The following is a 20,334-nucleotide window of genomic DNA, read 5'->3' on the forward strand; positions in this document are numbered from 1 at the left end:
TGCTATATTTATTTTTAAAAAAAGAAAAAGGAATGGACAAACTTATGAAACTTTTAGACGAAATCATCGAATATAACCAACAATTTATTGAAGAGAAGCGATATGAAGAGTTTACAACAACGAAGTTTCCACAGAAAAAAGCTGTCATTCTATCATGTATGGATACAAGACTTGTTGAACTGCTTCCACGCGCCATGAACATGAAAAATGGCGATATCAAAATTGTCAAAAGTGCTGGCGCTCTTGTTTCTCACCCATTTGGAAGTATTATGCGAAGCATTTTAGTGGCTGTTTATGAATTGAATGCTGACGAGGTGTACGTCATTGGGCATCACGATTGTGGTATGAGTAAAATAGACAGCGAAACACTCTTAAATAAAGCCATTGAGCGTGGTATTCCAGAAAAACGGATTGAAGTACTGGAATACTCAGGAATCGATTTTCAACAGTGGCTCAAAAGCTTTAGCTCAGTTGAAGAAAGTGTGAAAGACAGTGTATCTGTCGTTAAAAATCATCCGCTTCTTCCATCTGATGTGCCTGTACATGGTCTTGTCATTGATCCTGGAACAGGTAAGCTTGACTTAGTTATCAATGGTTATGAAGAAAAGTAAGTTATTTTTCCTTTTTAGGCGGGACCGGATCCATGCCTCCAGGATGCAGCGGGTGACATTTTAAAATTCGCTTAATCGTGAGCCATCCGCCTTTTAAAGCGCCATGCGTTTTGATCGCCTCTAGCCCGTAGTTTGAGCAAGTGGGGTAAAACCTGCAGCTCGGTGGTGTCAGAGGGGAAATGCATTTTTGATAAAAGCGAATGATGCCGATAAAAATTTGTTTCATAGAGGTTCCTCCTTGTCTGTCTTTTCACAGTATAAGAAAAAAGGACAAGGAAGGGAAGTTTTATAAACTAAACTGGTCGGAACAATATGTTATAATATAGGAAATTGCAATTATAGGAGTGGTGATTAATGCCTTCAGTTGAAAGCTTTGAACTTGACCATAATGCTGTAAAAGCACCTTACGTTCGTCATTGCGGCGTTCATAAAGTGGGATCAGATGGGGAAGTGAACAAATTTGATATCCGTTTTTGTCAGCCAAACAAGCAGGCAATGAAACCTGATACGATTCATACATTAGAGCATTTACTTGCGTTTAATATTAGAACACACTCAGAGAAGTACGATCATTTTGATATCATTGATATTTCTCCGATGGGCTGCCAGACTGGCTACTATTTAGTTGTCAGCGGTGCACCGACACCAAGAGAGATCGTTGAACTGCTTGATGCAACATTCAAAGATGCAGTGGAAGTAACAGAAATTCCTGCTGCAAATGAAGAGCAGTGCGGTCAAGCGAAGCTTCATGATCTTGAAGGAGCAAAACGTTTAATGCGTTTCTGGCTGTCTCAGGATCAAGAAGAGCTATTAAAAGTATTTGGATAATCAGTAAGATGATGAACCGGACATATGGAATGTCCGGTTTTTTATATGAAATGAAACGAGAGCTGATAAAATAGGGGATATTTGTTAAAATGGACATGTCAGTAAAAAAGGGGGATACACGAATGCGGAAAATGGTAGGAATCATTTTGATGCTCGCATTACTTAGTGCATGTGGAAACTCGGCAGCGAGCAATGACAAGGGAGAAGTGCCTGAGCTATTAGAAGTCAAACTAACAGGGCCGGAGCAAGTGGAGAAAAATGAAAACGTTATCGTAAAAGCAGCTGTCACATATGGTGATACGCCTGTTGATGATGCAGATGATGTTGAATTTGAAGTGTGGAAAGATGGCGACAAGGATAACAGCAAGATGATTCAGCCAAAGAAAAAGGAGAAAGGTGTATATGAATTGCATACAGCTTTCAAACAAGATGGCCTTTATATCATACAAGTCCATGTGACAGCTAAACAGCAGCATAATATGCCGAAGACAAACATCCATGTAGGTGATGTGAAAAAAGAGAGTTCATCTACTGAAGAAGAAGATACCTCACATCATTGAAAGCGGTTTTATTTTGGGTTAGGACGTTGGTTTGGTTCAGCATCCTGTGGTGAATCGACTTTATGCTTGTAATCATAAGCCTTTGATGTCGTCCACAGTGATAAAAAGACAACGATTGAGATAATGATAAAGCTGATAATCCCAAGTAACAGCATCTAACTCCCTCCTTATTTCCATATTAACATATATTTCATGCGGTCAAAATAGAAGAAAATGATGGCAGGTTTCAGTATAATAAAAAAAGGGTAATCCCATACTAAACGCAACTACATAAGGAGGAATCAACATGTCTGAAAAATTATTAAACGTCGTCAATAAACAAGTAGCAGATTGGACTGTGCTTTACGTAAAATTACATAACTATCACTGGTATGTAAAGGGAAAAGATTTCTTTACACTCCATGAAAAATTCGAGGAATTATATACAGAAACAGCCACTTATATCGATGATTTGGCTGAGCGTATGCTCGCATTAAATGGACAACCTGTTGCGACAATGAAAGAGTGCTTAGAAATTTCTAGCATTCAAGAAGCGGAAGGCAATGAATCAGCCGAGCAAATGGTGAAAAATCTGTATGATGATTTCTCTAATATTGCAGAAGAACTTAAGCGAGGCATGGAGCTGGCTGCAGAAGTTGGCGATGAAACAACAGGTGATATGCTGCTTGCGATTCATCAATCCATTGAAAAACACAACTGGATGCTAAAAGCATACTTAGGATAAGCGAATGTGAAAGGAATGTCGATCATTAAACAGATCGGCATTCTTTTTTTGTGGATTTGTGACAGACAGCCCATTGAATTGATGGGGCTTTCAGCCGAAGAGAAAAGGGAAGGGAGGGGAGAAGATGTCCTCAATTGCAGGAATGATGAGCCAGCAAGTGGCGAGTATTCAAAAAACACTTAATATCAGTTTATTGAATTCACAGCTTGCCACGAACACAGCCCAAGCTATGGTGATGCTCGATCAAGTGCAGCAGCAGCCTCAAGCTGTTCAGCCCAAAGATTCAGATGCTACGTTTATTGATGTCAGAGTTTAACCAAGAAAGCCGCCGTCACAGGCGGCTCTTTTTATGCGCTTCACGAATTTTTTGAACAGCTAACCATGCCTTTATTTTTTGTCGTCCAAGCTATTCATCAAATGCGGCATATACTATTGAGGTAAGAAGTTCCACTATGAAAGGATGTTGATGCCAAGTGAGCAAGGATTTAGGCATCTTTTCGTTGTTTACAGTCAGTTTGTCGGCAATGGGCTTTCTGTTTGGTGGAGCAGGATATTTACTCATGATATTAGTGACACTCATGGCTATAGAATTAATTTGTTCAAGCCTAAGAGAATCTGTGACTGGACAACTTACGATGAAGCGTTTTTTGACCAGGCTTGTTCGAAAGGTTGTGACGATTTCTTTAATATCCATGGCACACTTCTTCGATGTCATGCTGAAGACTGGGGGGACAATTAAGGATTTAGCGCTCATCTTTTATATTATTTATGAATCGTACCAGATTGTCTCAACAGCCAGAGCTCTCGGAATTCCTATTCCACAGTTGTTTATTGATGTGTTAGACATGATTAAAAATAAATTGCGCAAAAAGCCGTAATTTCTTCATATCTGGTCATACTAAAGGAAAAAGGATGAATCAGATGGCGAGACACACATACTATGTATCCGTTCAAGACGGATCAATCTCACAGCACAGAGACGCGGCTGCTTGGCAATTTCAGATAGAAGCAGATGATGACCAAATCTTGCAGTTAAGAGAGTATTTTGATGAACAGTATATGACAGATTGGAAAGGTTTCTTTCGGGCGCATGTTCCATTTCTGGAATATCATTATGATAGTCCAAACGACGAAATGGATAGGAAAAGAAAAGAAATTTACTCGATGATTCATGATCTCGGTAACGAAGAGACAAAGAACTTTATTGAAGCCAATGGACTGATGAATTGAAAAAGCATGTAGACAAACCCTCGCATTCTTTGTCAGTCCTGCGTGCTAGTGCTCACGAATGTGAAATTCGCTCCACGCTAGTACTCGTTTTTCCTAGACTATCACGCTGAAAAGAAGACAAAAGGCTAAAAGAAAGTTCATTTTAGCCTTTTGTCAATGATCTGAAAGCATGTAGAGACATTCTACATGCTTTTATTTTCGAGGCTGTAAGATTCCGCCGATCAGATCACTGATTCCGCCTCTATTTTCCTGCTGTGAGTTGGTGATTTCGTGTGAGGTACTCTGACTCTGGGGTTTGTACCGGTTATCATCTATCCCGACCCGCATTCCAGATGTTCGTTCAGATGGCTGGATAATCACAATTTGGTCCTGTTCATGAAATTCAAACAAGTAGGATTCGCCTGATGTTTGTCCAATGAACGTTTTCCAGTTCACATCTAATTTGACTTTCGGTGCTTTGCCCGTCCAAGCGACAATGGCGTCAGGATCTACACGGCAAGGTGCTTTTAAAATCAGCGGGTTTCCATTTGTTTTAATCGCAACCTGCGCCCCGTGCCCTTGATAGGAGAGCTTTGAAGTAAACAGCCCTTTTTGTGATAAAATCCCAACGCCTACTGGTGTCACGCCATAGTGACATTCTTCAGTAAAGGCAAGTAAATCTTCACTTTCCACGCTAACATGTTGCCAAGGACCGTTCGGCTCAAGATTGATGACAGTCACATGCTCGCTAGAATCAGCCAAGTAGCAAGTGCCTTGTCCACTCACTTCCATCATCTCAAGGTTTTCACCTGTTAACTTTCTGCTAATATGATTAAATACTTGGCTGACCATATTTCCTTTATTCGTCCCAAGTAATCGTTTACGGTATTGAAATGTACCTTGATCGGCAATCATAGCGCCTTTTTTGGCAAAAAAGATCCCGTTGCCTTCTGCTTGTAAGGTCAGTTCTTCGATCGTGTTGAAATGAAATCCCATTTGTGCCAGCTCCTTTCCTTTGTCAAGATGTGAATCCGTAGATGCGGCATAGGTCGTTTAAATCAAGGGTCGTACCTTGTCCGGTAGCGGTGATTTTCCATTCGTTCTCAACTCTCGTTAGTTCAGCACAAATGATGGATGTACAAAATGAATAATCTTCTGTTAACTGAAAGGTACAAATCTCCTGTTGTGTGATTTGATCTGAAAGGCGCAAGTAGGCATTGGTCACCTGTCCGAAATGATGTGCCCGCTCGTGTGCATCATGTATGGTGGCAGTTACGACGATTTTATGAATATCGGGTGAGACTCTGCTTAGCTGCATAATGATGATCTCATTGTCCCGATGGCCTCCGCCGACCTGATGATCACCTAGATGGCGAACAGCTCCATCTAAGCTTTGCTGCTGATGATAATAGATCAGGTGTTTTGGAGACAGAAGCTTGTCCTCTTCATTTAAGAGAAACACTTGCGTATCTAAATCAATTGGCTGACCAGATAAGTCCCAGCCAAGTCCGATATGAATTTGATCTATATTTGGATTGTCTTTTGTTAAATCTAACTTTTGTCCTTTCATGAGGTGTTTCTTCACTGCCTCAAGAGAAGCGTCTTCTTTCTCATGTTGCCTCATTGGCCATGCTTTGTTATTTTCTTGTTTTGATCCATTTGTGATGCTCATGCTGGTTTCCTCCTCGTCTGTGTAGGACAAACACTTATTGATTTACGTCGTCATGGGCAAAAGGTTTCATGATTAAAATGGGATGAGGATGGAGATGATAAAAAGGTTTTAGCAAGAATACTTATTTTACATACAGACGAGATAGAAGCACTCGTTTGTTTCACTTTTCATAAAAATTCTTCAGAGAAATGTGATCTGTGGTATGATGTTTTACAAGAAGCAAGGACAGGATATGAGGGATTTTACATGCATGTATTTAAAGACTATTATCATAATACGGTCAAGCTCTCTTTTGAAGAGCAGCCTTTTTCAAGTCATCCTAAGCATGTTTGGGCTATTTGCCGCTATCAAGGAAAATGGCTACTTACTGAACATGAGGATCGAGGCTACGAGTTTCCAGGAGGGAAAGTAGAGCCAAATGAAGAAGCAGATCAAGCCGCTATACGAGAGATTCACGAAGAGACGGGTGCTGTTGTTCGTGAATTAACGTATATTGGTCAATATCAGGTGCTGGGCAGAGAGAAAGTCATTGTCAAAAATATTTATTTCGCCGATATTGAAAGGCTCGTCAAGCAGGACACGTATTTTGAAACGAAAGGACCCGTTCTTTTCGCAGACTTACCAAGATCCATCGCAAAAAATAAAAATTTCAGTTTTATTATGAAAGATGATGTCTTGAGACAAAGTCTTGCTTATTTAGAAAAGAACGGTTTGATTCGTTAAAAAAAGCGCAGGGAAATGACCCTGTGCTTTTTATTTTTGCAGAAAACGGCGCTCCAGCCATTCAACAAGCTGATACATGATGGTGGCGAAGACGGCGATAATGAAAAGACTTAAGAACACGAGTGTAAAGTTGAAGACTTGAAAGCCATAGATGATCATATAGCCGAGTCCTTTTGAGGATACAAGGAATTCTCCCACAATGACCCCAACCCAAGAAAGACCAACATTGACCTTAATGGCAGAGATCATCGTTGGAATACTTGCTGGCAAAATGACCTCACGGAAGACCGTTCTTTTTTTTGCGCCAAAGGTTTTCATGACTTTTAAATAATTCTCATCGACTTCTTGAAAGGCTGTATAAATGACGATGGTGGTAATGATCACACTGATAATGGCACCCATCGCGACAATGCTGATCATGCCTGGTCCAAGGGCAACAATTAAAATGGGGGCGAGAGCGACTTTCGGCATCGCATTTAAAATAACCAAATAAGGATCAAGGACATTTGCAAGACGGGTGGACCACCATAAGGCGGCGGCTAATAAAATGCCGCAAAAAGTACCAAGTAGAAAGCCGAGCACTGTTTCAAATAGCGTAATGCTCATATGATTGATTAATGAACCATCTGATAATTTTTGTAAAAACAATTGGCAGACAGCAGATGGTGAACTGAAAATGAGCGGGTCAATCAGTCTGAAATGGCTCGCAAGCTCCCAAAGCGAAAAGAAACTGGCGAAAATGATCAACTGGTAGACTCGCGTCATGCGTTTTTCCATTCGAATTTTTTTTCGATAGGCTTCATGTAAAAGATCACTGTGTTTCAACTGTCTTCAGCTCCTTCCAAATCGTTTGAAAGAGCTCTTGGAAACTTGCTGTCTGTCTCGCTTCAAAAGGAGAGAGCGTCCTCAGATCATCTGGAACGGTAAACATTCGCTGGATAGAGCCTGGATGCTTTGAGAATAAGAAAATGCGATCACTCATCGCAATGGCTTCGCCGATGTCATGTGTGACAAGAACAGCCGTTTTTTGATAGTTTTTTAAAGTGTGAAAGACGAGGTCTTCTAATGTCAGTTTCGTCTGGTAATCTAGTGCTGAAAATGGCTCATCTAGCAGAAGCAGGCCGGGATCAACTGCAAGCGTTCGGGCGAGAGCCGCACGCTGCCTCATCCCGCCTGATAGCTCCTTCGGGTATTTTTCTTCGACATCATTGAGTCCAAGCTTTGGCAGTAAGCTAAGGGCAGCTGAGGTGGCTTCATGTGAATCTTGTTTTGCAATTTTTAACCCGAGAATGACATTTTCCTTGATCGTTTTCCATGGGAACAAATAATCTTGCTGGAGCATATAACCGATTTGATGCTCCTGTTGATTTGGTTCTTTTCCTTCGATTAAAATTCGACCTTCAGACGGTGGCGTAATGCCTGCGATGATGGAAAGCAAGGTTGTTTTCCCGCAGCCGCTGGGACCAATAAATGAGATAAATTCACCTTGAGTGATCTCCATATTGATGTGCTGTATGGCCGTTGTTTTTTCTTTTAAAGAGAAGTACGTGTGGGTCACATGGTCAATTTGAAGGAAAGACATGTGCTACCTCCTGTTCTATTTGTGATCTGTGACCTTCCTTGCAATGGATGAATCGACAAGTTGTTTGTACGGGATAAATTCCGGCAGTTCACCACTTGCCTTCATGATTTCCTGTAATTTGTTCCATTCCTCTTCATTTAGAAGGGGATCTGTTGCATAGGAGTTCTGCTGTTTGTAGCGTTTGATAGCTGTTGATAAGACATCAAGGTCTGTATCAGGAAATTGAGATTGGATTGTCTCGGCAATCTCCTCTGGGTTCTTTGCTTTGACCCATTTTTGCGCTTTGTAAATAGCACGAGTAAAGGCTTCAGCTGTCTCTTTGTTTTCCTCTAAGTAACTCTTCTTTGCCATAAAGGTGGTATAAGGCACCTTGCCGGAAGCCTCACCAAAGGAGGCGGTAATGTACCCTTTGCCTTCTTTTTCAATTAAGGAAGCTGTCGGTTCGAATAACTGCACAAAATCGCCAGTTCCAGAGGAAAAAGCACCTGAAATGTTGGCAAAATCAATATTTTGAATCATGCGAAGATCTTGTTTCAAATCAATCCCTTCTTTTTTCAGGACATATTCACCGACCATTTGCGGCATGCCGCCTTTCCGTTGTCCGAGAAAGTCTTTTCCTTTCAATTGATCCCAAGAAAATTGATTGATTTTTTCCCTTGAAACAAGAAATGTACCGTCTGTTTGTGTCAGCTGTGCAAAGTTCATGACAGAGTCTTTCGTGTCTTGTGCTTCCACATAAATAGAAGATTCAGATCCGGTCAGAGCGATATCAGCGCCGCCGGATAAGAGAGCTGTCATTGTTTTATCGCCGCCCCAAGTGGTTTTTAATTCAACCTCTAAGCCTTCATCTTTGAAAAATCCTTCGGATAGGGCGACATAAAGCGGTGCATAAAAGACCGAATGGGTCACCTCGGCTACTTGTACGGTCTGCTCTTGGTCTTTTTTACAGGCGACAAATGGAATAAAGAGCAGGACAACGAATATGAATGCCAGTCTGACTTTAATGGAACGATTCAAGAGTAATTCGCCTCCTTTGTTCTAGGTCACTAATTAAAGTATGTCAAAAGGGATTTTTGGTGAGTGCCTAGATGAAATAAGAAGCGCATTGTTTATTTATAGAACGTGTCTTTTTTTCTATACTAGAAGCATGAATGCTTTCTTGAATTTGGTAGAAATAAAGGAGCGGTTTCGTGTATAGATTGAGTTGGATATTTGTTGGTTGGTATGTAGTAGGTCTTATTTTAATGGTCTTTTTTGAAGTGCCGGCATGGCTTCAGTTTGCGAATGGTATCTTTCTTGTGCTTTACGCCTGCTGCGTCATTGAGATTGGCCGAAATATTTACGGGGCATGGAGCTTTGTAATCGTAAGAGCAGCCATTGTGGGTGTGTTGACATTTACAGTTGAATGGGTGGGGATCACAACTGATTTTCCATTTGGGGCCTATGATTATTATCCGACGCTTGGATTTCTTGTGGCGGGAGTGCCTTTGACGATCGCTTTTGCATGGGTTGGTGTGTTTTTAAATAGTCTTTTTTTATCAAGACAACAATCGAAGTGGAAGCGAGCCGTCGAAACGGGTATATGGATTGTGCTGCTTGATCTCATATTAGATCCGGTAGCGGCTGAACGAAAGTTTTGGGTGTGGTATGACGGCGGAGGTTTCTTTGGTATCCCTTTTGAGAATTTTGTCAGCTGGGGTATCATTGGAGCAGGACTTTCATTTCTGTTCCCGCTCGTCTCCATTGATCAGCAGGCATTGCGCTGGAATGGGCGTATTTATCAGGCCATGGTGTTCTTCTTTGGTCTTTTAGCATTAAAGGGCGGGCTGGATGTCATTTTTTATTTAGCACTGATCATTGTCATCTTGTGTGAAGGAAGGGTTCGATTTGAAAGAAAGCGACAAAAACCGATCGTTTAGACGACTCTTTTATTTTTATCTTGAACGATATTTACTGAACAAACATTTTCGCTGTGTCATGATGAAAGGTATGGTTGATCCAAAGGAGAAGCATCCTGTTCTTTATCTTGCCAATCACAGTTCATGGTGGGATGGACTGATCATTTTTCTTTTAATAGAACAAATGTCTGAGCTGGATCATGCCATGATGATGGAAGAGAAGCAGTTGAAGCAATATGCTTTTTTTCAAAAACTTGGTGCATTTCCAGTTCATAAAGAGAAGCTGAAAAGTGTCAAGCAGGCATTAATGACTGCAAAGGAGAAGATGGAGGCTGGCGGGGCTGTGTGGCTCTTCCCGCAGGGGAAAATTATGCACCAAGACACACGGCCGCTTGAACTGGAAGGCGGAGCTTCTTTTTTAGTCAGGCAATTTGAGCAGGTCGTCATCAAACCTGTGACACTGCATTATACATTTAATCAATTTCAAAAACCGACGGTATCGGTTGAGTTTGGAGAAGATGTCCTAGTAGCTGGCGAATCACTTCGCAGTAAGGAAGTAACAAGTTTACTCGGAGACCTGCTTGAAACACAGTTAAACGCACATCAAGCACAGGTTATTGCTGATCCAGATTTTTCAACAAACGAACAATTTAGGCAGGTGACAAGGACAAGCCGGTCAACTAGTGATGCGTTTGATTCCTTTAAAAAGTGGGTGAAAACATGGCGGTCTTCTTAATTGTCATCAGTGTTTTGCTGCTCTGCCAATTGATGTTTACGATTTGGAATATGAAGCAATTTCCTGTACTCAAGCCGGCATCTCTTTCACCTGATGAACCCATTTCATTATCGATCCTCATTCCAGCGAGAAATGAAGAAAAACGGCTGGAAGCCTGCCTTCAGTCGATTGTTGATCAGCGTCTCCATCCGAAAGAGTTGATCGTGCTGGATGATCATTCGACAGATCGGACGAGAATGATTGCAGAGGGCTTCGCAGAGACATATCCATGGATTCGTGTGCAGTCAGGTCAAGTATTGAAGCGCGGCTGGCTTGGAAAATCATATGCTTGTTCCCAGCTTGCTGAGGCAGCATCTTCTGATTGGCTGTTATTTTTAGATGCAGATGTCCGCTTAAAACAAGGAGCTATTGAAGCGGTGTACAAGCAGTTATGCATACAAAAAACGGGCATGCTCTCAGGTTTCCCAGAGCAAAAAACGGGAACGCCTTTTGAGCATCTTGTCGTTCCTATGATGATGTTTACGATTGGCTGTCATCTGCCAGTGAAGTGGGTCAGAACATCTCAACATCCTGCTTTTGCCGCAGCACATGGCGGCTTTATTGCCATTGAAAAGAACTGTTATCACGAAATAGGTGGTCATGAAGCGATCAAGGATTCGCTCGTGGATGATATGGCTTTGGCTAAACGAGTGAAAGCGAAGGGCTTTCCGTTCACACTGGCAAGTATTCATTCTTTTGTCTACATGAGAATGTATGAGAGTGGACAGGAAGTATGGGAAGGATATCGAAAAAATTTGTTCCCAGGAGTGAATCGAAGCATTGCTTTGTTAAGCAGTGTCTTTTGTTTATACTCCGTCCTTTATGTAGTTCCTGTTATTTGCTTTGTGATCGCACTGATTCATTTTGATGTGGTCAATCTCTGTTTAGCCCTTCTTTGCTACGGGCTGGGTGTATCCATTAAAGCGGTCATTGATATCGAAAATGGAAGAACGTCTACGATGGCCTTTTTATTGCCGGTCAGTATCATAAGCCTGATGGCCATTGGTTTTGCTTCTATGAAAATTGGGCTGAAAAAAGAAGGCTATGAATGGAAAGGAAGAAGGTACGAATGAAAAAAGTGATCATTATTGGCGGCGGACTTGGCGGGTTATCGGCTGCGATTCGCTTACAGTCACGCGGGTTCCAGGTCACCATTTTAGAAAAAGAAGCTTCTTTAGGCGGGAAATTACAACGCCATCAAGCGGCCGGCTACTCTTTTGATTTAGGGCCGAGTACCATTACAATGAAGGCGTATTTTGAAGAAGTATTTACCTCCTGTCATAGACGAATGGAGGATTATGTGACGTTTTATCCGATTTCTCCCCTTACTAAAAACGTTTTTTCAGATGGACATACGGTCGAGTTTACGCCAGATATTGAGCAAATGGAATCACAAATTGCAGGCTTTAGTCCAGAGGATGCACAGCGATACCGAGCATTTTTACAGGAATCAAAGAAGCTTTTTCAAATGGCAGAGGATCAGTTTTTAAATCGTTTATTATTGACCTGGAAGGATAAAGCGGATATCAAGTTAATGAAAGCCCTTCTTGCTGTCAAACCTTTTACATCCGTTCAGCGCTTGCTACGTCAATATTTTCGTCATCCTCATACATTGGCGATGTTTGGCCGGTATGCGACTTACATTGGCTCTTCTCCATACGAGGCACCTGCTATTTTTAATATGATGGCTTATTTAGAAGGAGAAAAAGGCATTTATGGTATTAAGGGCGGTACGTATCGTTTAGTTGAGGCATTTGAGACACTGGCAAAGGAATTGGGTGTCCAAATTCATCTCAATGAATCAGTCAAAAAGATTCATGTAAAGAATAAACGAATCCAAGGAGTTGAAACGGATCAGCAGTTATATGAGGCAGATCAAGTCATTGCGGGGGCAGATGCACTGACTGTTTATCGCCAATTAATTGATGAAGAAGACCGCCCGAGCTTTGGAAATCAAAAACTGGCAAACATTGAGCCATCGTTATCAGGTTTTGTTCTTTTGTTGGGCGTCCCTAAAGTCTATGAACAATTGTCTCATCACAACGTGTTTTTTCCAGAGAATTATGAACAAGAATTCAAGGATATTTTTCAGAAAAAACAGCTTCCTCATGATCCGACGCTTTACATCTGTTATTCAGGTCGTTCAGAGCCAGCTTTAAGCGGAGGGCCAGGAAGAAGTAACTTGTTTGTATTAGCCAATGCGCCATATGTGACAAAAGAGCAAAATTGGGACATGCTAAAGGAGACATATGGCCAGCATATGAAAACAAAACTAAAGGAAAAGGGTCTCTTTGATCTTGACCAGCTTGTAGAATATGAAGCGGTACAAACCCCGCTTGATTTGCAGCAAAAAACGGGAGCATATCATGGGGCCATTTATGGCATGTCGTCAAACTCGTTCAAGCAGGCGTTTTTTCGTATCAATAATCAATCAAAGGATATTGAAGGACTTTGGTTTGTTGGCGGCACAAGTCATCCAGGCGGCGGTACTCCGATGGTGACAAAATCAGGACAGCTCGTCGCAGAGGCTATTATCAAGCATTTGACGTAACACCGAATGAAAAGGAGAGAATTCAAGTGATTGTGGAAAAGAGAAGGTTCCCGTCGCCACATCCGCATATTCACTTATATACAGTGACATATGAGGCCGATGGACTTCGGATGAAGGGGCTGCTCGCTGAACCGGCCGGAGAAGGTCTCTATGACGGTTTTTTATATTTACGCGGCGGCATTAAAAATGTGGGAATGGTTAGACCTGGCCGAATTGTGCAATTTGCTGCGCAAGGGTTTGTCGTCTTTGCGCCCTTCTACCGAGGGAATCAAGGAGGGGAAGGGAACGAGGATTTTGCCGGAGAAGATCGGAAAGATGCATTTGCTGCATTTCAGCTGTTGAAACATCATCAAAAGGTGAAGCAGGAGCGCATTCATATCTTTGGTTTTTCCCGCGGCGGAATTATGGGCATATGGACCGCTGTTGAAATGAAGCATGAGGCCGCTTCCTTTGTGACATGGGGAGGCGTAAGTGATATGAAGCTCACCTATGAAGAACGTGTGGATATGAGAAGAATGATGAAGCGTGTGATAGGAGGTCCTCCGCATAAGGTACCAGAAGCATATGAGGCTAGAACGCCTTTGAATCATGTGCACCAAATTGAAGCACCTGTCCTAATCATTCATGGGGAGCTGGATGAGAATGTATCCATTGAGCATGCGTATTTATTAGAAGATGCACTGCGTCAGCATGGTAAGTCTGTGGAAACATGGTATTTTCACGGATATCATCATTATTTCCCGCCACAGCATAACCGGGAGATTGTCAGACGGTTGACGACATGGATGCACAGCCGAAAAGACGGAAATGTGGTAAAATAAACGGTAGAAAGAAATATAGAAAGTAGGGGGATTTTCATTATGGGAATGCCTGTTGAATTTAATACAATGATTGTCACAAAAGGAAAAGAGACAAGAATTGAAGAAAATGTGTTTGAGCTCATGAAGGAAGGGTACCGCATTTATCCATTAAATATTCCGCTTGAGGTGCGTAAAACGAAAGACGGAGAAAAAACAGGGACAGCACATGTTGAAAAGCTGGAGCTCACAGACAATGTCACGAAGGTGACGTACCGTCTTGTGTCATTACATTCAACGAACTAAAAAAGCTGAGGGATTCATTCCCTCAGCTTTTTCCTTTTGATTAGACGAGTGGTCCGCCTTTTGCTTCAATATCACTTGCTGCATGGCTGAATTTTTTAAAGTTCTTTTTAAATTCATTTGCAAGGAAGTTTGCTTTTTCTTTGTAAGCCTCTTGATCGTCCCATGTTTTAGCAGGCTGAAGCACTTCATCTGGCACTCCTGGAATATGAAGCGGGATGTGTAATCCGAAGATGTCGTCAGTGATCATTTCAGCGTTGTCAAGATCTCCTTCGATCGCTGCCTGCACCATTGCTCTTGTATGAGCAAGATTCATTCGTTTGCCCGTACCGTAGCCGCCGCCAGTCCAGCCTGTATTCACAAGGAATACTTTTGCGCCGTGCTCATCGATTTTTTTACCAAGCATTTCAGCATAGACATGAGCAGGAAGTGGCAAGAATGGTGAACCAAAGCAAGTAGAGAACGTTGTTTCTGGTGACGTCACGCCACGCTCAGTTCCCGCTAATTTACTTGTGTAACCGCTCAAGAAGTGGTACATCGCCTGTTCTTTTGTTAAACGGCTGATTGGAGGTAAAACGCCGAATGCATCAGCTGTTAAAAAGACGATAGCAGATGGGTGACCTGCAATACTTGGTTTCACGATGTTATCAATCATTTCGATTGGGTAAGCCGCACGTGTATTTTCAGTAAAGAATGTGTCATCATAATCTGCTTCACGTGTTTCTTCATCAAGTACTACATTTTCAAGCACTGATCCGAAGCTGATGGCTTTGTAAATTTGGGGTTCTTTTTCTTCACTTAAGTTCACGCATTTTGCATAGCATCCGCCTTCAATATTGAAGACACCTGTGTTAGACCAGCCGTGCTCATCGTCTCCAATCAGCTTACGGCTTGCACTTGCAGAAAGCGTCGTTTTTCCAGTACCTGAAAGGCCGAAAAATAAAGCAACATCGCCTTCTTGACCGACGTTAGCAGAGCAGTGCATTGATAAAATATCTTGTTCAGGAAGCAGGTAGTTCATAACAGAGAAAATGGATTTTTTCATCTCTCCTGCATATTCTGTTCCACCGATCAGAATCGTCCGTTTTTCAAAAGAAACGATAATAAACGTTTCAGAGTTTGTGCCATCTGTTTCAGGATCTGCTTTAAAGTGAGGTGCAGATAAGATGGTGAAAGGTTTTTCGTTTGATGATGGTGTTGATCCATCAGGTCTGATGAATAGCTGCTTTGCAAAAAGATTGTGCCAAGCGAATTCATTTACAACTGTAATTGGCATACGGTATTTTTCGTCAGCACCGGCAAAACCATCAAAGACAAATAGTTCATCATGTTCTTTTAAGTATGACACAACCTTTGTATATAAACGATCAAATGCCTCTTTTGAGATCGGCTGATTGACTTGACCCCAATCAATTTTATGTTCAGAGTTTTCTTCTTTTACGATGAATTTATCTTTAGGCGAACGTCCAGTGTAGGCACCCGTTGTGGCGCGGACAGCACCAGTTGAAGTTAAAACGCCTTCATTACGTGCCAAAATCTTTTCAACAAGTTTCGGAACAGATAAATTTTGGTGCGTATTTTCTAATGAGAGCAATGACTGCAAATCTTCTTTTAAATCCACTGAGTTCATAAAAAAACCCTTCCTTTACCGTTGAATTTGTTTGTTTCGATTAGTATAACACATTGATAATAATAGTCTATACTATTTAAACATTTTTGTGTGTGTTTTTTCATTTCTGCTATGAAAATATGCTTTTTGGTGATGCTAATGATGAGGTGAAAAAAAGGGGAGATAATTCCTATGAACCATTGACATGACGCAAGGGTTTAAGATAAGATATCTTATTGAACGGATACTCTTATCCCGAGTTGGTGGAGGGACAGGCCCGATGAAGCCCAGCAACCGGTTTCTTATGAAAAAGGCATGAACATGCTGAGAAACCAAGGTGCTAACCTGATGCAAGGTACAAGAACACCTTGAGCGATAAGAGTGAAAGGCATGCGATCTCAGACCCTTTCCTCGCAATGAAGGAAATGGTTTTTTTATTTTTGGGATATCATATGAACAAATTGCCAATAACATCTCTAATATAAACATGTTGAAATATAAGAGGGAACGAGTTCCGTATCATATTGGAGGCCTCATCTTGGGATGATGTGGTCTTGTACAGGAGGAAATAGCCATTATGAGTCAAAATCGTCGTTTATTTACTTCAGAATCAGTGACCGAAGGACATCCAGATAAAATCTGTGATCAAATTTCAGACAGCATCTTGGATGAAATTTTAAAGAAAGATCCAAATGCACGTGTTGCCTGTGAAACTTCTGTAACAACCGGTCTCGTATTAGTAAGCGGTGAGATTACAACGTCTACTTATGTTGACATTCCAAAGACGGTGCGTGACACGATTAAGGAAATTGGCTACACACGTGCGAAATATGGTTTTGATGCGGAAACATGTGCGGTTCTTACATCAATTGATGAACAGTCTGCTGATATTGCGCAAGGTGTAGACAAAGCGCTTGAAGCACGTGAAGGAACAATGACTGAAGAAGAAATTGATGCGATCGGTGCAGGTGACCAAGGTCTGATGTTTGGTTTTGCAAACAACGAAACTGAAGAGCTTATGCCACTGCCGATTTCTCTTGCACATAAATTATCTCGCCGTTTAACAGAAGTACGCAAGAATGAAACACTTGCATACCTTCGTCCAGACGGAAAAACTCAAGTAACAGTTGAATATGATGAACAAAACAAACCAGTTCGTATTGATACGGTGGTTATTTCTACACAGCATGCACCAGAAGTGACGCTTGAACAAATTCAAAGCGACTTAAAAGAGCATGTCATCCGCCCTGTCGTTCCAAGTGAACTGATCGATGAAGAAACAAAATACTTCATCAACCCAACAGGCCGCTTTGTTATCGGTGGACCTCAAGGGGATGCTGGTTTAACTGGACGTAAAATCATCGTTGACACTTATGGCGGGTATGCTCGTCACGGTGGCGGTGCTTTCTCTGGTAAGGATGCAACGAAGGTTGACCGTTCTGCAGCATATGCGGCTCGCTATGTAGCGAAAAACATCGTAGCAGCTGGTCTTGCAGATTCATGTGAAGTGCAGCTTGCTTATGCAATTGGTGTTGCACAGCCTGTCTCCATTTCAATTGATACATTTGGAACAGGAAAAGCCTCTGAAGAGAAATTAATTGAAGTGGTACGTGCAAACTTTGATCTTCGTCCAGCCGGCATTATTAAAATGCTTGACTTACGTCGTCCGATCTATAAACAAACCGCTGCATACGGACACTTTGGCCGTCATGACTTGGATCTTCCATGGGAAAAAACGGATAAAGCCGACACGCTTCGCAAGGAAGCATTAGGACAATAACAACATACAAAACCGCTTATTTTAAGCGGTTTTCCTTTTGATTAAAAAAAATTCTACAAAAAGCGTAAAAATGTGAAACAAAATTGGACAAAATACTGTCTAATTATAGGTCTACTTTTAAGAAATAACATAACGTGGAGGCAATAATATGTGTGGGTTTGTTGGTGTATTTAATCACCGTCCATTGTCCGAAACTACTGAGCAGGAAGAGTTAATTAAGCAAATGAATCGTCTCATCGTTCATCGAGGTCCGGATGATGAGGGGTACTTTCATGATGAGCATGTAGGATTTGGATTTAGACGTTTAAGTATTATAGATGTTGAACACGGAAAGCAGCCGCTTTCTTATGAAGATGAAAAATATTGGATTATTTTCAACGGAGAAATTTATAACTATGTGGAGCTGAAAGAAGAGCTTGTGAAAAAAGGCTATACGTTCAGCACAGATTCTGATACGGAAGTCCTTCTTGCCACATATCGCCACTATAAAGAAGAAGCGGCATCGAAGCTTCGCGGCATGTTTGCCTTTTTAATTTGGGATAAAGAAGCGCAGTTATTATATGGCGCAAGAGATCCTTTCGGCATTAAACCGCTCTATTTTACACAAATAGATGACCAAGTGTACTTTGCTTCTGAACGCAAAAGCTTAATGGCTGTGAATGAGAACATTTTATTTGATGAGACTGCTTTGCAGCAGTACATGTCTTTTCAGTTCGTTCCTGAGCCAAATACACTTGATCAAAAAGTGCACAAAGTTGAGCCAGGTCATCAGTTTACACTGCGTCCAGGCCAAGACATTGCATTTAAGACTTACTGGAAAGTTCAATTCAAACCTGAACAAACACAAGAGCAGAAATTAGTAGAAGAAGTACGTGATGCTATCTATGATTCTGTAAAAGTCCACATGAGAAGTGATGTGCCTGTTGGTTCATTCCTATCAGGTGGGATCGATTCTTCTTTCATCGTGTCGGTCGCAAAGGAATTTCACCCTGAACTGAAGACATTCTCTGTTGGTTTCCAGCAGGATGGATTCAGTGAGGTAGATGTAGCAAAAGAAACAGCTGATAAGCTGGGATTGCAAAACTTTAGTGCTGTGATTTCTCCTGAGGAATATATGAATGAGCTTCCAAAGATCGTCTGGCATTTAGATGATCCTTTGGCTGATCCAGCGGCGATTCCATTGTATTTCGTGGCAAAAGAAGCGAAAAAACAAGTCACAGTTGTTCTTTCAGGTGAGGGAGCAGACGAGCTGTTCGGTGGATATAATATTTACCGTGAGCCGCTATCTCTAAAGCCTTTTGAATCTGTACCATCCATGCTGAAAAAGCTTCTTCTTCGTCTGGCTCGTTTAATGCCAGAAGGAATGAAAGGGAAAAGCTTTATCGTTCGCGGCTGTACGCCATTAGAGGAACGTTATATCGGCAATGCGAAAATCTTTGAAGAGCCAGTGAAGAAAAACCTCTTAAAGCAGTATGATCCGAACATCACGTATCGTGACGTGACGAGAACATACTTCGAGGAAAGTGCAGGCTACAGTGATATTAACAAAATGCAATATGTTGATATCCATACGTGGATGCGCGGGGATATCCTGCTGAAAGCAGATAAGATGACAATGGCGAATTCTCTTGAGCTTCGTGTTCCATTCCTTGATAAGGTCGTATTTGAAGCAGCTTCTAAAATTCCAGAAGAGTTGAAAACGAAAGACGGTACAACGAAATATTTATTGCGTAAAGCAGCAGAAGGCATTGTACCAGACCATGTGTTAAACCGTAAAAAACTAGGTTTCCCTGTGCCAATTCGTCATTGGCTGAAAAATGAGATGAACGCTTGGGCGAAAGATATCATTAAAAACAGTCAGACAGATGAATACATTAACAAGGCATATGTTCTTGATTTATTAAATGATCATTGTGCTGGAAAAGCAGATCATAGTCGTAAGATTTGGACTGTCCTGATCTTTATGATCTGGCATAGCATCTATGTAGAGCGCAGCATTGATCCAGAGCAGTTGAATCACCAGCCGAAAGAAGTTATTTTTAGCTAATGAAAAAGGTTTTCAGCTTTGTGCTGAAAACCTTTTTTGTCATGATAGAAAGTGGTGGAAAAGGGTAAAATAACAAGCGGTACACAGTTATTGCTTAATATCCTGAAAAAAACATGATAAAGTGAAGATACATGTATGATGTTAACGCGATAAAAGGGAACGATAGTATTGTCCTTTTTCTACATATTCTCTGCGGATACGATCCATGTCTTGGATATCTTCATCTGTTAACTGGCGAACGACTTTGGCTGGACGGCCAAAAGCGAGTGAACCTTTTGGGATGACTTTTCCTTGCGGGACAAGGCTACCTGCACCAATAAAGGCTCCTTCGCCAATTTCCGCACCATCGAGAATGATGGAACCCATGCCAATGAGGGCATTTTTTCGAATGATAGAGCTATGTAATGTGACTTGGTGTCCAATGGTAGCACCATCTTCAATAAGAAGTGTTTTTCCAGGACTTTGATGCAGACAGGATAAGTCTTGAATGTTGACGTTTTTTCCAATTCTGACAGGAGCTACATCGCCTCTAATGACCGTTTGGAACCAAACGCTTGAATATTCTCCTATTGTGACATCACCTGTAATGGTGGCGTTTTCTGCAACAAAGACCGATTCATGAATCTCAGGTGTAAACTGATGATATGGATAAATCACTTTTTCGA

25 protein-coding genes and 1 riboswitch are annotated in these 20,334 nt (G+C 41.6%); of the genes, 16 read left to right on the forward strand and 9 right to left on the reverse strand.

Annotation, left to right across the window (positions count from 1 at the left end):
* Positions 1–44: 44 nt before the first annotated feature.
* Positions 45–611 (forward strand): beta-class carbonic anhydrase, encoded by a 567-nt coding sequence (locus FBF75_RS10220; protein WP_099496697.1) that lies wholly within the window; start codon positions 45–47, stop codon positions 609–611.
* Between the two features lies 1 nt (position 612).
* Here FBF75_RS10220 and yidD read toward each other — a convergent pair whose 3' ends face one another.
* A complete protein-coding gene (yidD, locus tag FBF75_RS10225) occupies positions 613–837 on the reverse strand; it encodes a membrane protein insertion efficiency factor YidD (protein WP_008342933.1) in 225 nt (74 codons plus the stop codon).
* A 128-nt stretch (positions 838–965) separates the two neighbouring features.
* Here yidD and FBF75_RS10230 point away from each other — a divergent pair, with 128 nt between their 5' ends.
* Both FBF75_RS10230 and FBF75_RS10235 read left to right on the forward strand, forming a co-directional pair.
* Positions 966–1,439 (forward strand): S-ribosylhomocysteine lyase, encoded by a 474-nt coding sequence (locus tag FBF75_RS10230; protein ID WP_008342935.1) that lies wholly within the window; start codon positions 966–968, stop codon positions 1,437–1,439.
* Between the two features lie 122 nt (positions 1,440–1,561).
* Positions 1,562–1,999: a FixH family protein gene (locus tag FBF75_RS10235; protein ID WP_008342936.1), complete on the forward strand. Its 438-nt coding sequence runs from the start codon at positions 1,562–1,564 to the stop codon at positions 1,997–1,999.
* A gap of 8 nt (positions 2,000–2,007) precedes the next feature.
* Here FBF75_RS10235 and ytzI read toward each other — a convergent pair whose 3' ends face one another.
* Positions 2,008–2,154, reverse strand: coding sequence for a YtzI protein (ytzI, locus tag FBF75_RS10240; RefSeq protein WP_017358370.1), 147 nt, complete (start codon positions 2,152–2,154; stop codon positions 2,008–2,010).
* 131 nt (positions 2,155–2,285) lie between these two features.
* On the opposite strand from ytzI, the gene FBF75_RS10245 reads away from it, so the two are divergent.
* The 4 genes from FBF75_RS10245 to FBF75_RS10260 all read left to right on the forward strand — a co-directional run bounded on the left by FBF75_RS10245 (position 2,286) and on the right by FBF75_RS10260 (position 3,953).
* Positions 2,286–2,723, forward strand: coding sequence for a Dps family protein (locus FBF75_RS10245; RefSeq protein ID WP_007501934.1), 438 nt, complete (start codon positions 2,286–2,288; stop codon positions 2,721–2,723).
* Between the two features lie 124 nt (positions 2,724–2,847).
* Complete coding sequence (locus FBF75_RS10250; RefSeq protein WP_008342942.1) at positions 2,848–3,039, forward strand: hypothetical protein; 192 nt, start codon at positions 2,848–2,850, stop codon at positions 3,037–3,039.
* Between the two features lie 157 nt (positions 3,040–3,196).
* Positions 3,197–3,601, forward strand: a complete 405-nt coding sequence (locus tag FBF75_RS10255; protein ID WP_008342944.1) for a phage holin family protein — start codon at positions 3,197–3,199, stop codon at positions 3,599–3,601.
* A gap of 43 nt (positions 3,602–3,644) precedes the next feature.
* Entirely contained in the window at positions 3,645–3,953 is a 309-nt protein-coding gene (locus FBF75_RS10260) for a hypothetical protein (protein WP_060832577.1), read from the forward strand.
* A gap of 192 nt (positions 3,954–4,145) precedes the next feature.
* Here FBF75_RS10260 and FBF75_RS10265 read toward each other — a convergent pair whose 3' ends face one another.
* Positions 4,146–4,928 (reverse strand): AIM24 family protein, encoded by a 783-nt coding sequence (locus FBF75_RS10265; RefSeq protein WP_008342947.1) that lies wholly within the window; start codon positions 4,926–4,928, stop codon positions 4,146–4,148.
* Positions 4,929–4,950: 22 nt separating this feature from the next.
* On the reverse strand, positions 4,951–5,604 hold the full coding sequence (locus FBF75_RS10270; RefSeq protein WP_008342950.1) for a TerD family protein: 654 nt from the start codon (positions 5,602–5,604) through the stop codon (positions 4,951–4,953).
* Positions 5,605–5,850: 246 nt separating this feature from the next.
* Between FBF75_RS10270 and ytkD the strand changes: the two genes are divergently transcribed.
* Complete coding sequence (ytkD, locus tag FBF75_RS10275; RefSeq protein WP_008342951.1) at positions 5,851–6,327, forward strand: RNA deprotection pyrophosphohydrolase; 477 nt, start codon at positions 5,851–5,853, stop codon at positions 6,325–6,327.
* Between the two features lie 30 nt (positions 6,328–6,357).
* Here the strand turns inward: ytkD and FBF75_RS10280 are convergent, their stop codons facing one another.
* Genes FBF75_RS10280 through FBF75_RS10290 form a run of 3 tightly spaced genes read right to left on the reverse strand, consistent with a single transcriptional unit; the run spans position 6,358 to position 8,926 of the window.
* On the reverse strand, positions 6,358–7,104 hold the full coding sequence (locus FBF75_RS10280) for an ABC transporter permease (RefSeq protein ID WP_370648334.1): 747 nt from the start codon (positions 7,102–7,104) through the stop codon (positions 6,358–6,360).
* Between the two features lie 34 nt (positions 7,105–7,138).
* Complete coding sequence (locus tag FBF75_RS10285) at positions 7,139–7,909, reverse strand: ABC transporter ATP-binding protein (RefSeq protein ID WP_008342956.1); 771 nt, start codon at positions 7,907–7,909, stop codon at positions 7,139–7,141.
* Between the two features lie 15 nt (positions 7,910–7,924).
* The gene (locus FBF75_RS10290) at positions 7,925–8,926 is read right to left on the reverse strand and encodes an ABC transporter substrate-binding protein (RefSeq protein ID WP_136944712.1); all 1,002 of its coding nucleotides are present in this window, start codon (positions 8,924–8,926) and stop codon (positions 7,925–7,927) included.
* Between the two features lie 173 nt (positions 8,927–9,099).
* Here FBF75_RS10290 and FBF75_RS10295 point away from each other — a divergent pair, with 173 nt between their 5' ends.
* From FBF75_RS10295 to FBF75_RS10320, 6 genes are read left to right on the forward strand one after another with little or no spacing between them, the layout of a single operon-like run.
* The gene (locus FBF75_RS10295; RefSeq protein WP_052320820.1) at positions 9,100–9,828 is read left to right on the forward strand and encodes a carotenoid biosynthesis protein; all 729 of its coding nucleotides are present in this window, start codon (positions 9,100–9,102) and stop codon (positions 9,826–9,828) included.
* Positions 9,797–10,543 carry a lysophospholipid acyltransferase family protein gene (locus FBF75_RS10300; RefSeq protein ID WP_136944713.1) on the forward strand — a complete coding sequence of 249 codons (747 nt, stop codon included), beginning with the start codon at positions 9,797–9,799 and terminating at the stop codon, positions 10,541–10,543. Before FBF75_RS10295 ends, FBF75_RS10300 begins: the two co-directional genes overlap by 32 nt.
* Positions 10,528–11,655: a glycosyltransferase family 2 protein gene (locus tag FBF75_RS10305; protein ID WP_136944714.1), complete on the forward strand. Its 1,128-nt coding sequence runs from the start codon at positions 10,528–10,530 to the stop codon at positions 11,653–11,655. Before FBF75_RS10300 ends, FBF75_RS10305 begins: the two co-directional genes overlap by 16 nt.
* Positions 11,652–13,133 carry a phytoene desaturase family protein gene (locus tag FBF75_RS10310; protein ID WP_136944715.1) on the forward strand — a complete coding sequence of 494 codons (1,482 nt, stop codon included), beginning with the start codon at positions 11,652–11,654 and terminating at the stop codon, positions 13,131–13,133. The genes FBF75_RS10305 and FBF75_RS10310 overlap by 4 nt, the downstream gene beginning before the upstream one ends.
* A gap of 26 nt (positions 13,134–13,159) precedes the next feature.
* Entirely contained in the window at positions 13,160–13,954 is a 795-nt protein-coding gene (locus FBF75_RS10315) for an alpha/beta hydrolase family protein (RefSeq protein ID WP_136944716.1), read from the forward strand.
* Between the two features lie 39 nt (positions 13,955–13,993).
* Complete coding sequence (locus FBF75_RS10320; protein ID WP_003217584.1) at positions 13,994–14,236, forward strand: DUF2584 domain-containing protein; 243 nt, start codon at positions 13,994–13,996, stop codon at positions 14,234–14,236.
* A gap of 40 nt (positions 14,237–14,276) precedes the next feature.
* Here the strand turns inward: FBF75_RS10320 and pckA are convergent, their stop codons facing one another.
* Positions 14,277–15,863, reverse strand: a complete 1,587-nt coding sequence (gene pckA, locus FBF75_RS10325; RefSeq protein ID WP_136944717.1) for a phosphoenolpyruvate carboxykinase (ATP) — start codon at positions 15,861–15,863, stop codon at positions 14,277–14,279.
* 226 nt (positions 15,864–16,089) lie between these two features.
* Positions 16,090–16,224, forward strand: a riboswitch (SAM riboswitch).
* 195 nt (positions 16,225–16,419) lie between these two features.
* Between pckA and metK the strand changes: the two genes are divergently transcribed.
* Both metK and asnB read left to right on the forward strand, forming a co-directional pair.
* Positions 16,420–17,622, forward strand: coding sequence for a methionine adenosyltransferase (gene metK, locus FBF75_RS10330; RefSeq protein WP_007501907.1), 1,203 nt, complete (start codon positions 16,420–16,422; stop codon positions 17,620–17,622).
* A 148-nt stretch (positions 17,623–17,770) separates the two neighbouring features.
* Entirely contained in the window at positions 17,771–19,669 is a 1,899-nt protein-coding gene (asnB, locus tag FBF75_RS10335) for an asparagine synthase (glutamine-hydrolyzing) (RefSeq protein ID WP_136944718.1), read from the forward strand.
* 141 nt (positions 19,670–19,810) lie between these two features.
* Here asnB and FBF75_RS10340 read toward each other — a convergent pair whose 3' ends face one another.
* On the reverse strand, positions 19,811–20,326 hold the full coding sequence (locus FBF75_RS10340) for a gamma carbonic anhydrase (protein ID WP_008342977.1): 516 nt from the start codon (positions 20,324–20,326) through the stop codon (positions 19,811–19,813).
* Between the last annotated feature and the right edge of the window lie 8 nt (positions 20,327–20,334).

The organism is Bacillus sp. S2(2019) (genome assembly GCF_005144805.1).
Taxonomy (GTDB): domain Bacteria; phylum Bacillota; class Bacilli; order Bacillales; family Bacillaceae; genus Bacillus; species Bacillus altitudinis.

Excerpts from the sequence above, each read along its gene's own strand:
- FBF75_RS10220 (WP_099496697.1), top strand. The coding sequence starts at position 45 with ATGAAACTTTTAGACGAAATCATCGAATATAACCAACAATTTATTGAA.
- yidD (WP_008342933.1), bottom strand. The coding sequence starts at position 837 with ATGAAACAAATTTTTATCGGCATCATTCGCTTTTATCAAAAATGCATT.
- FBF75_RS10230 (WP_008342935.1), top strand. The coding sequence starts at position 966 with ATGCCTTCAGTTGAAAGCTTTGAACTTGACCATAATGCTGTAAAAGCA.
- FBF75_RS10235 (WP_008342936.1), top strand. The coding sequence starts at position 1,562 with ATGCGGAAAATGGTAGGAATCATTTTGATGCTCGCATTACTTAGTGCA.
- ytzI (WP_017358370.1), bottom strand. The coding sequence starts at position 2,154 with ATGCTGTTACTTGGGATTATCAGCTTTATCATTATCTCAATCGTTGTC.
- FBF75_RS10245 (WP_007501934.1), top strand. The coding sequence starts at position 2,286 with ATGTCTGAAAAATTATTAAACGTCGTCAATAAACAAGTAGCAGATTGG.
- FBF75_RS10250 (WP_008342942.1), top strand. The coding sequence starts at position 2,848 with ATGTCCTCAATTGCAGGAATGATGAGCCAGCAAGTGGCGAGTATTCAA.
- FBF75_RS10260 (WP_060832577.1), top strand. The coding sequence starts at position 3,645 with ATGGCGAGACACACATACTATGTATCCGTTCAAGACGGATCAATCTCA.
- FBF75_RS10265 (WP_008342947.1), bottom strand. The coding sequence starts at position 4,928 with ATGGGATTTCATTTCAACACGATCGAAGAACTGACCTTACAAGCAGAA.
- FBF75_RS10270 (WP_008342950.1), bottom strand. The coding sequence starts at position 5,604 with ATGAGCATCACAAATGGATCAAAACAAGAAAATAACAAAGCATGGCCA.
- ytkD (WP_008342951.1), top strand. The coding sequence starts at position 5,851 with ATGCATGTATTTAAAGACTATTATCATAATACGGTCAAGCTCTCTTTT.
- FBF75_RS10280 (WP_370648334.1), bottom strand. The coding sequence starts at position 7,104 with ATGGAAAAACGCATGACGCGAGTCTACCAGTTGATCATTTTCGCCAGT.
- FBF75_RS10285 (WP_008342956.1), bottom strand. The coding sequence starts at position 7,909 with ATGTCTTTCCTTCAAATTGACCATGTGACCCACACGTACTTCTCTTTA.
- FBF75_RS10305 (WP_136944714.1), top strand. The coding sequence starts at position 10,528 with ATGGCGGTCTTCTTAATTGTCATCAGTGTTTTGCTGCTCTGCCAATTG.
- FBF75_RS10310 (WP_136944715.1), top strand. The coding sequence starts at position 11,652 with ATGAAAAAAGTGATCATTATTGGCGGCGGACTTGGCGGGTTATCGGCT.
- FBF75_RS10320 (WP_003217584.1), top strand. The coding sequence starts at position 13,994 with ATGGGAATGCCTGTTGAATTTAATACAATGATTGTCACAAAAGGAAAA.
- pckA (WP_136944717.1), bottom strand. The coding sequence starts at position 15,863 with ATGAACTCAGTGGATTTAAAAGAAGATTTGCAGTCATTGCTCTCATTA.
- metK (WP_007501907.1), top strand. The coding sequence starts at position 16,420 with ATGAGTCAAAATCGTCGTTTATTTACTTCAGAATCAGTGACCGAAGGA.
- asnB (WP_136944718.1), top strand. The coding sequence starts at position 17,771 with ATGTGTGGGTTTGTTGGTGTATTTAATCACCGTCCATTGTCCGAAACT.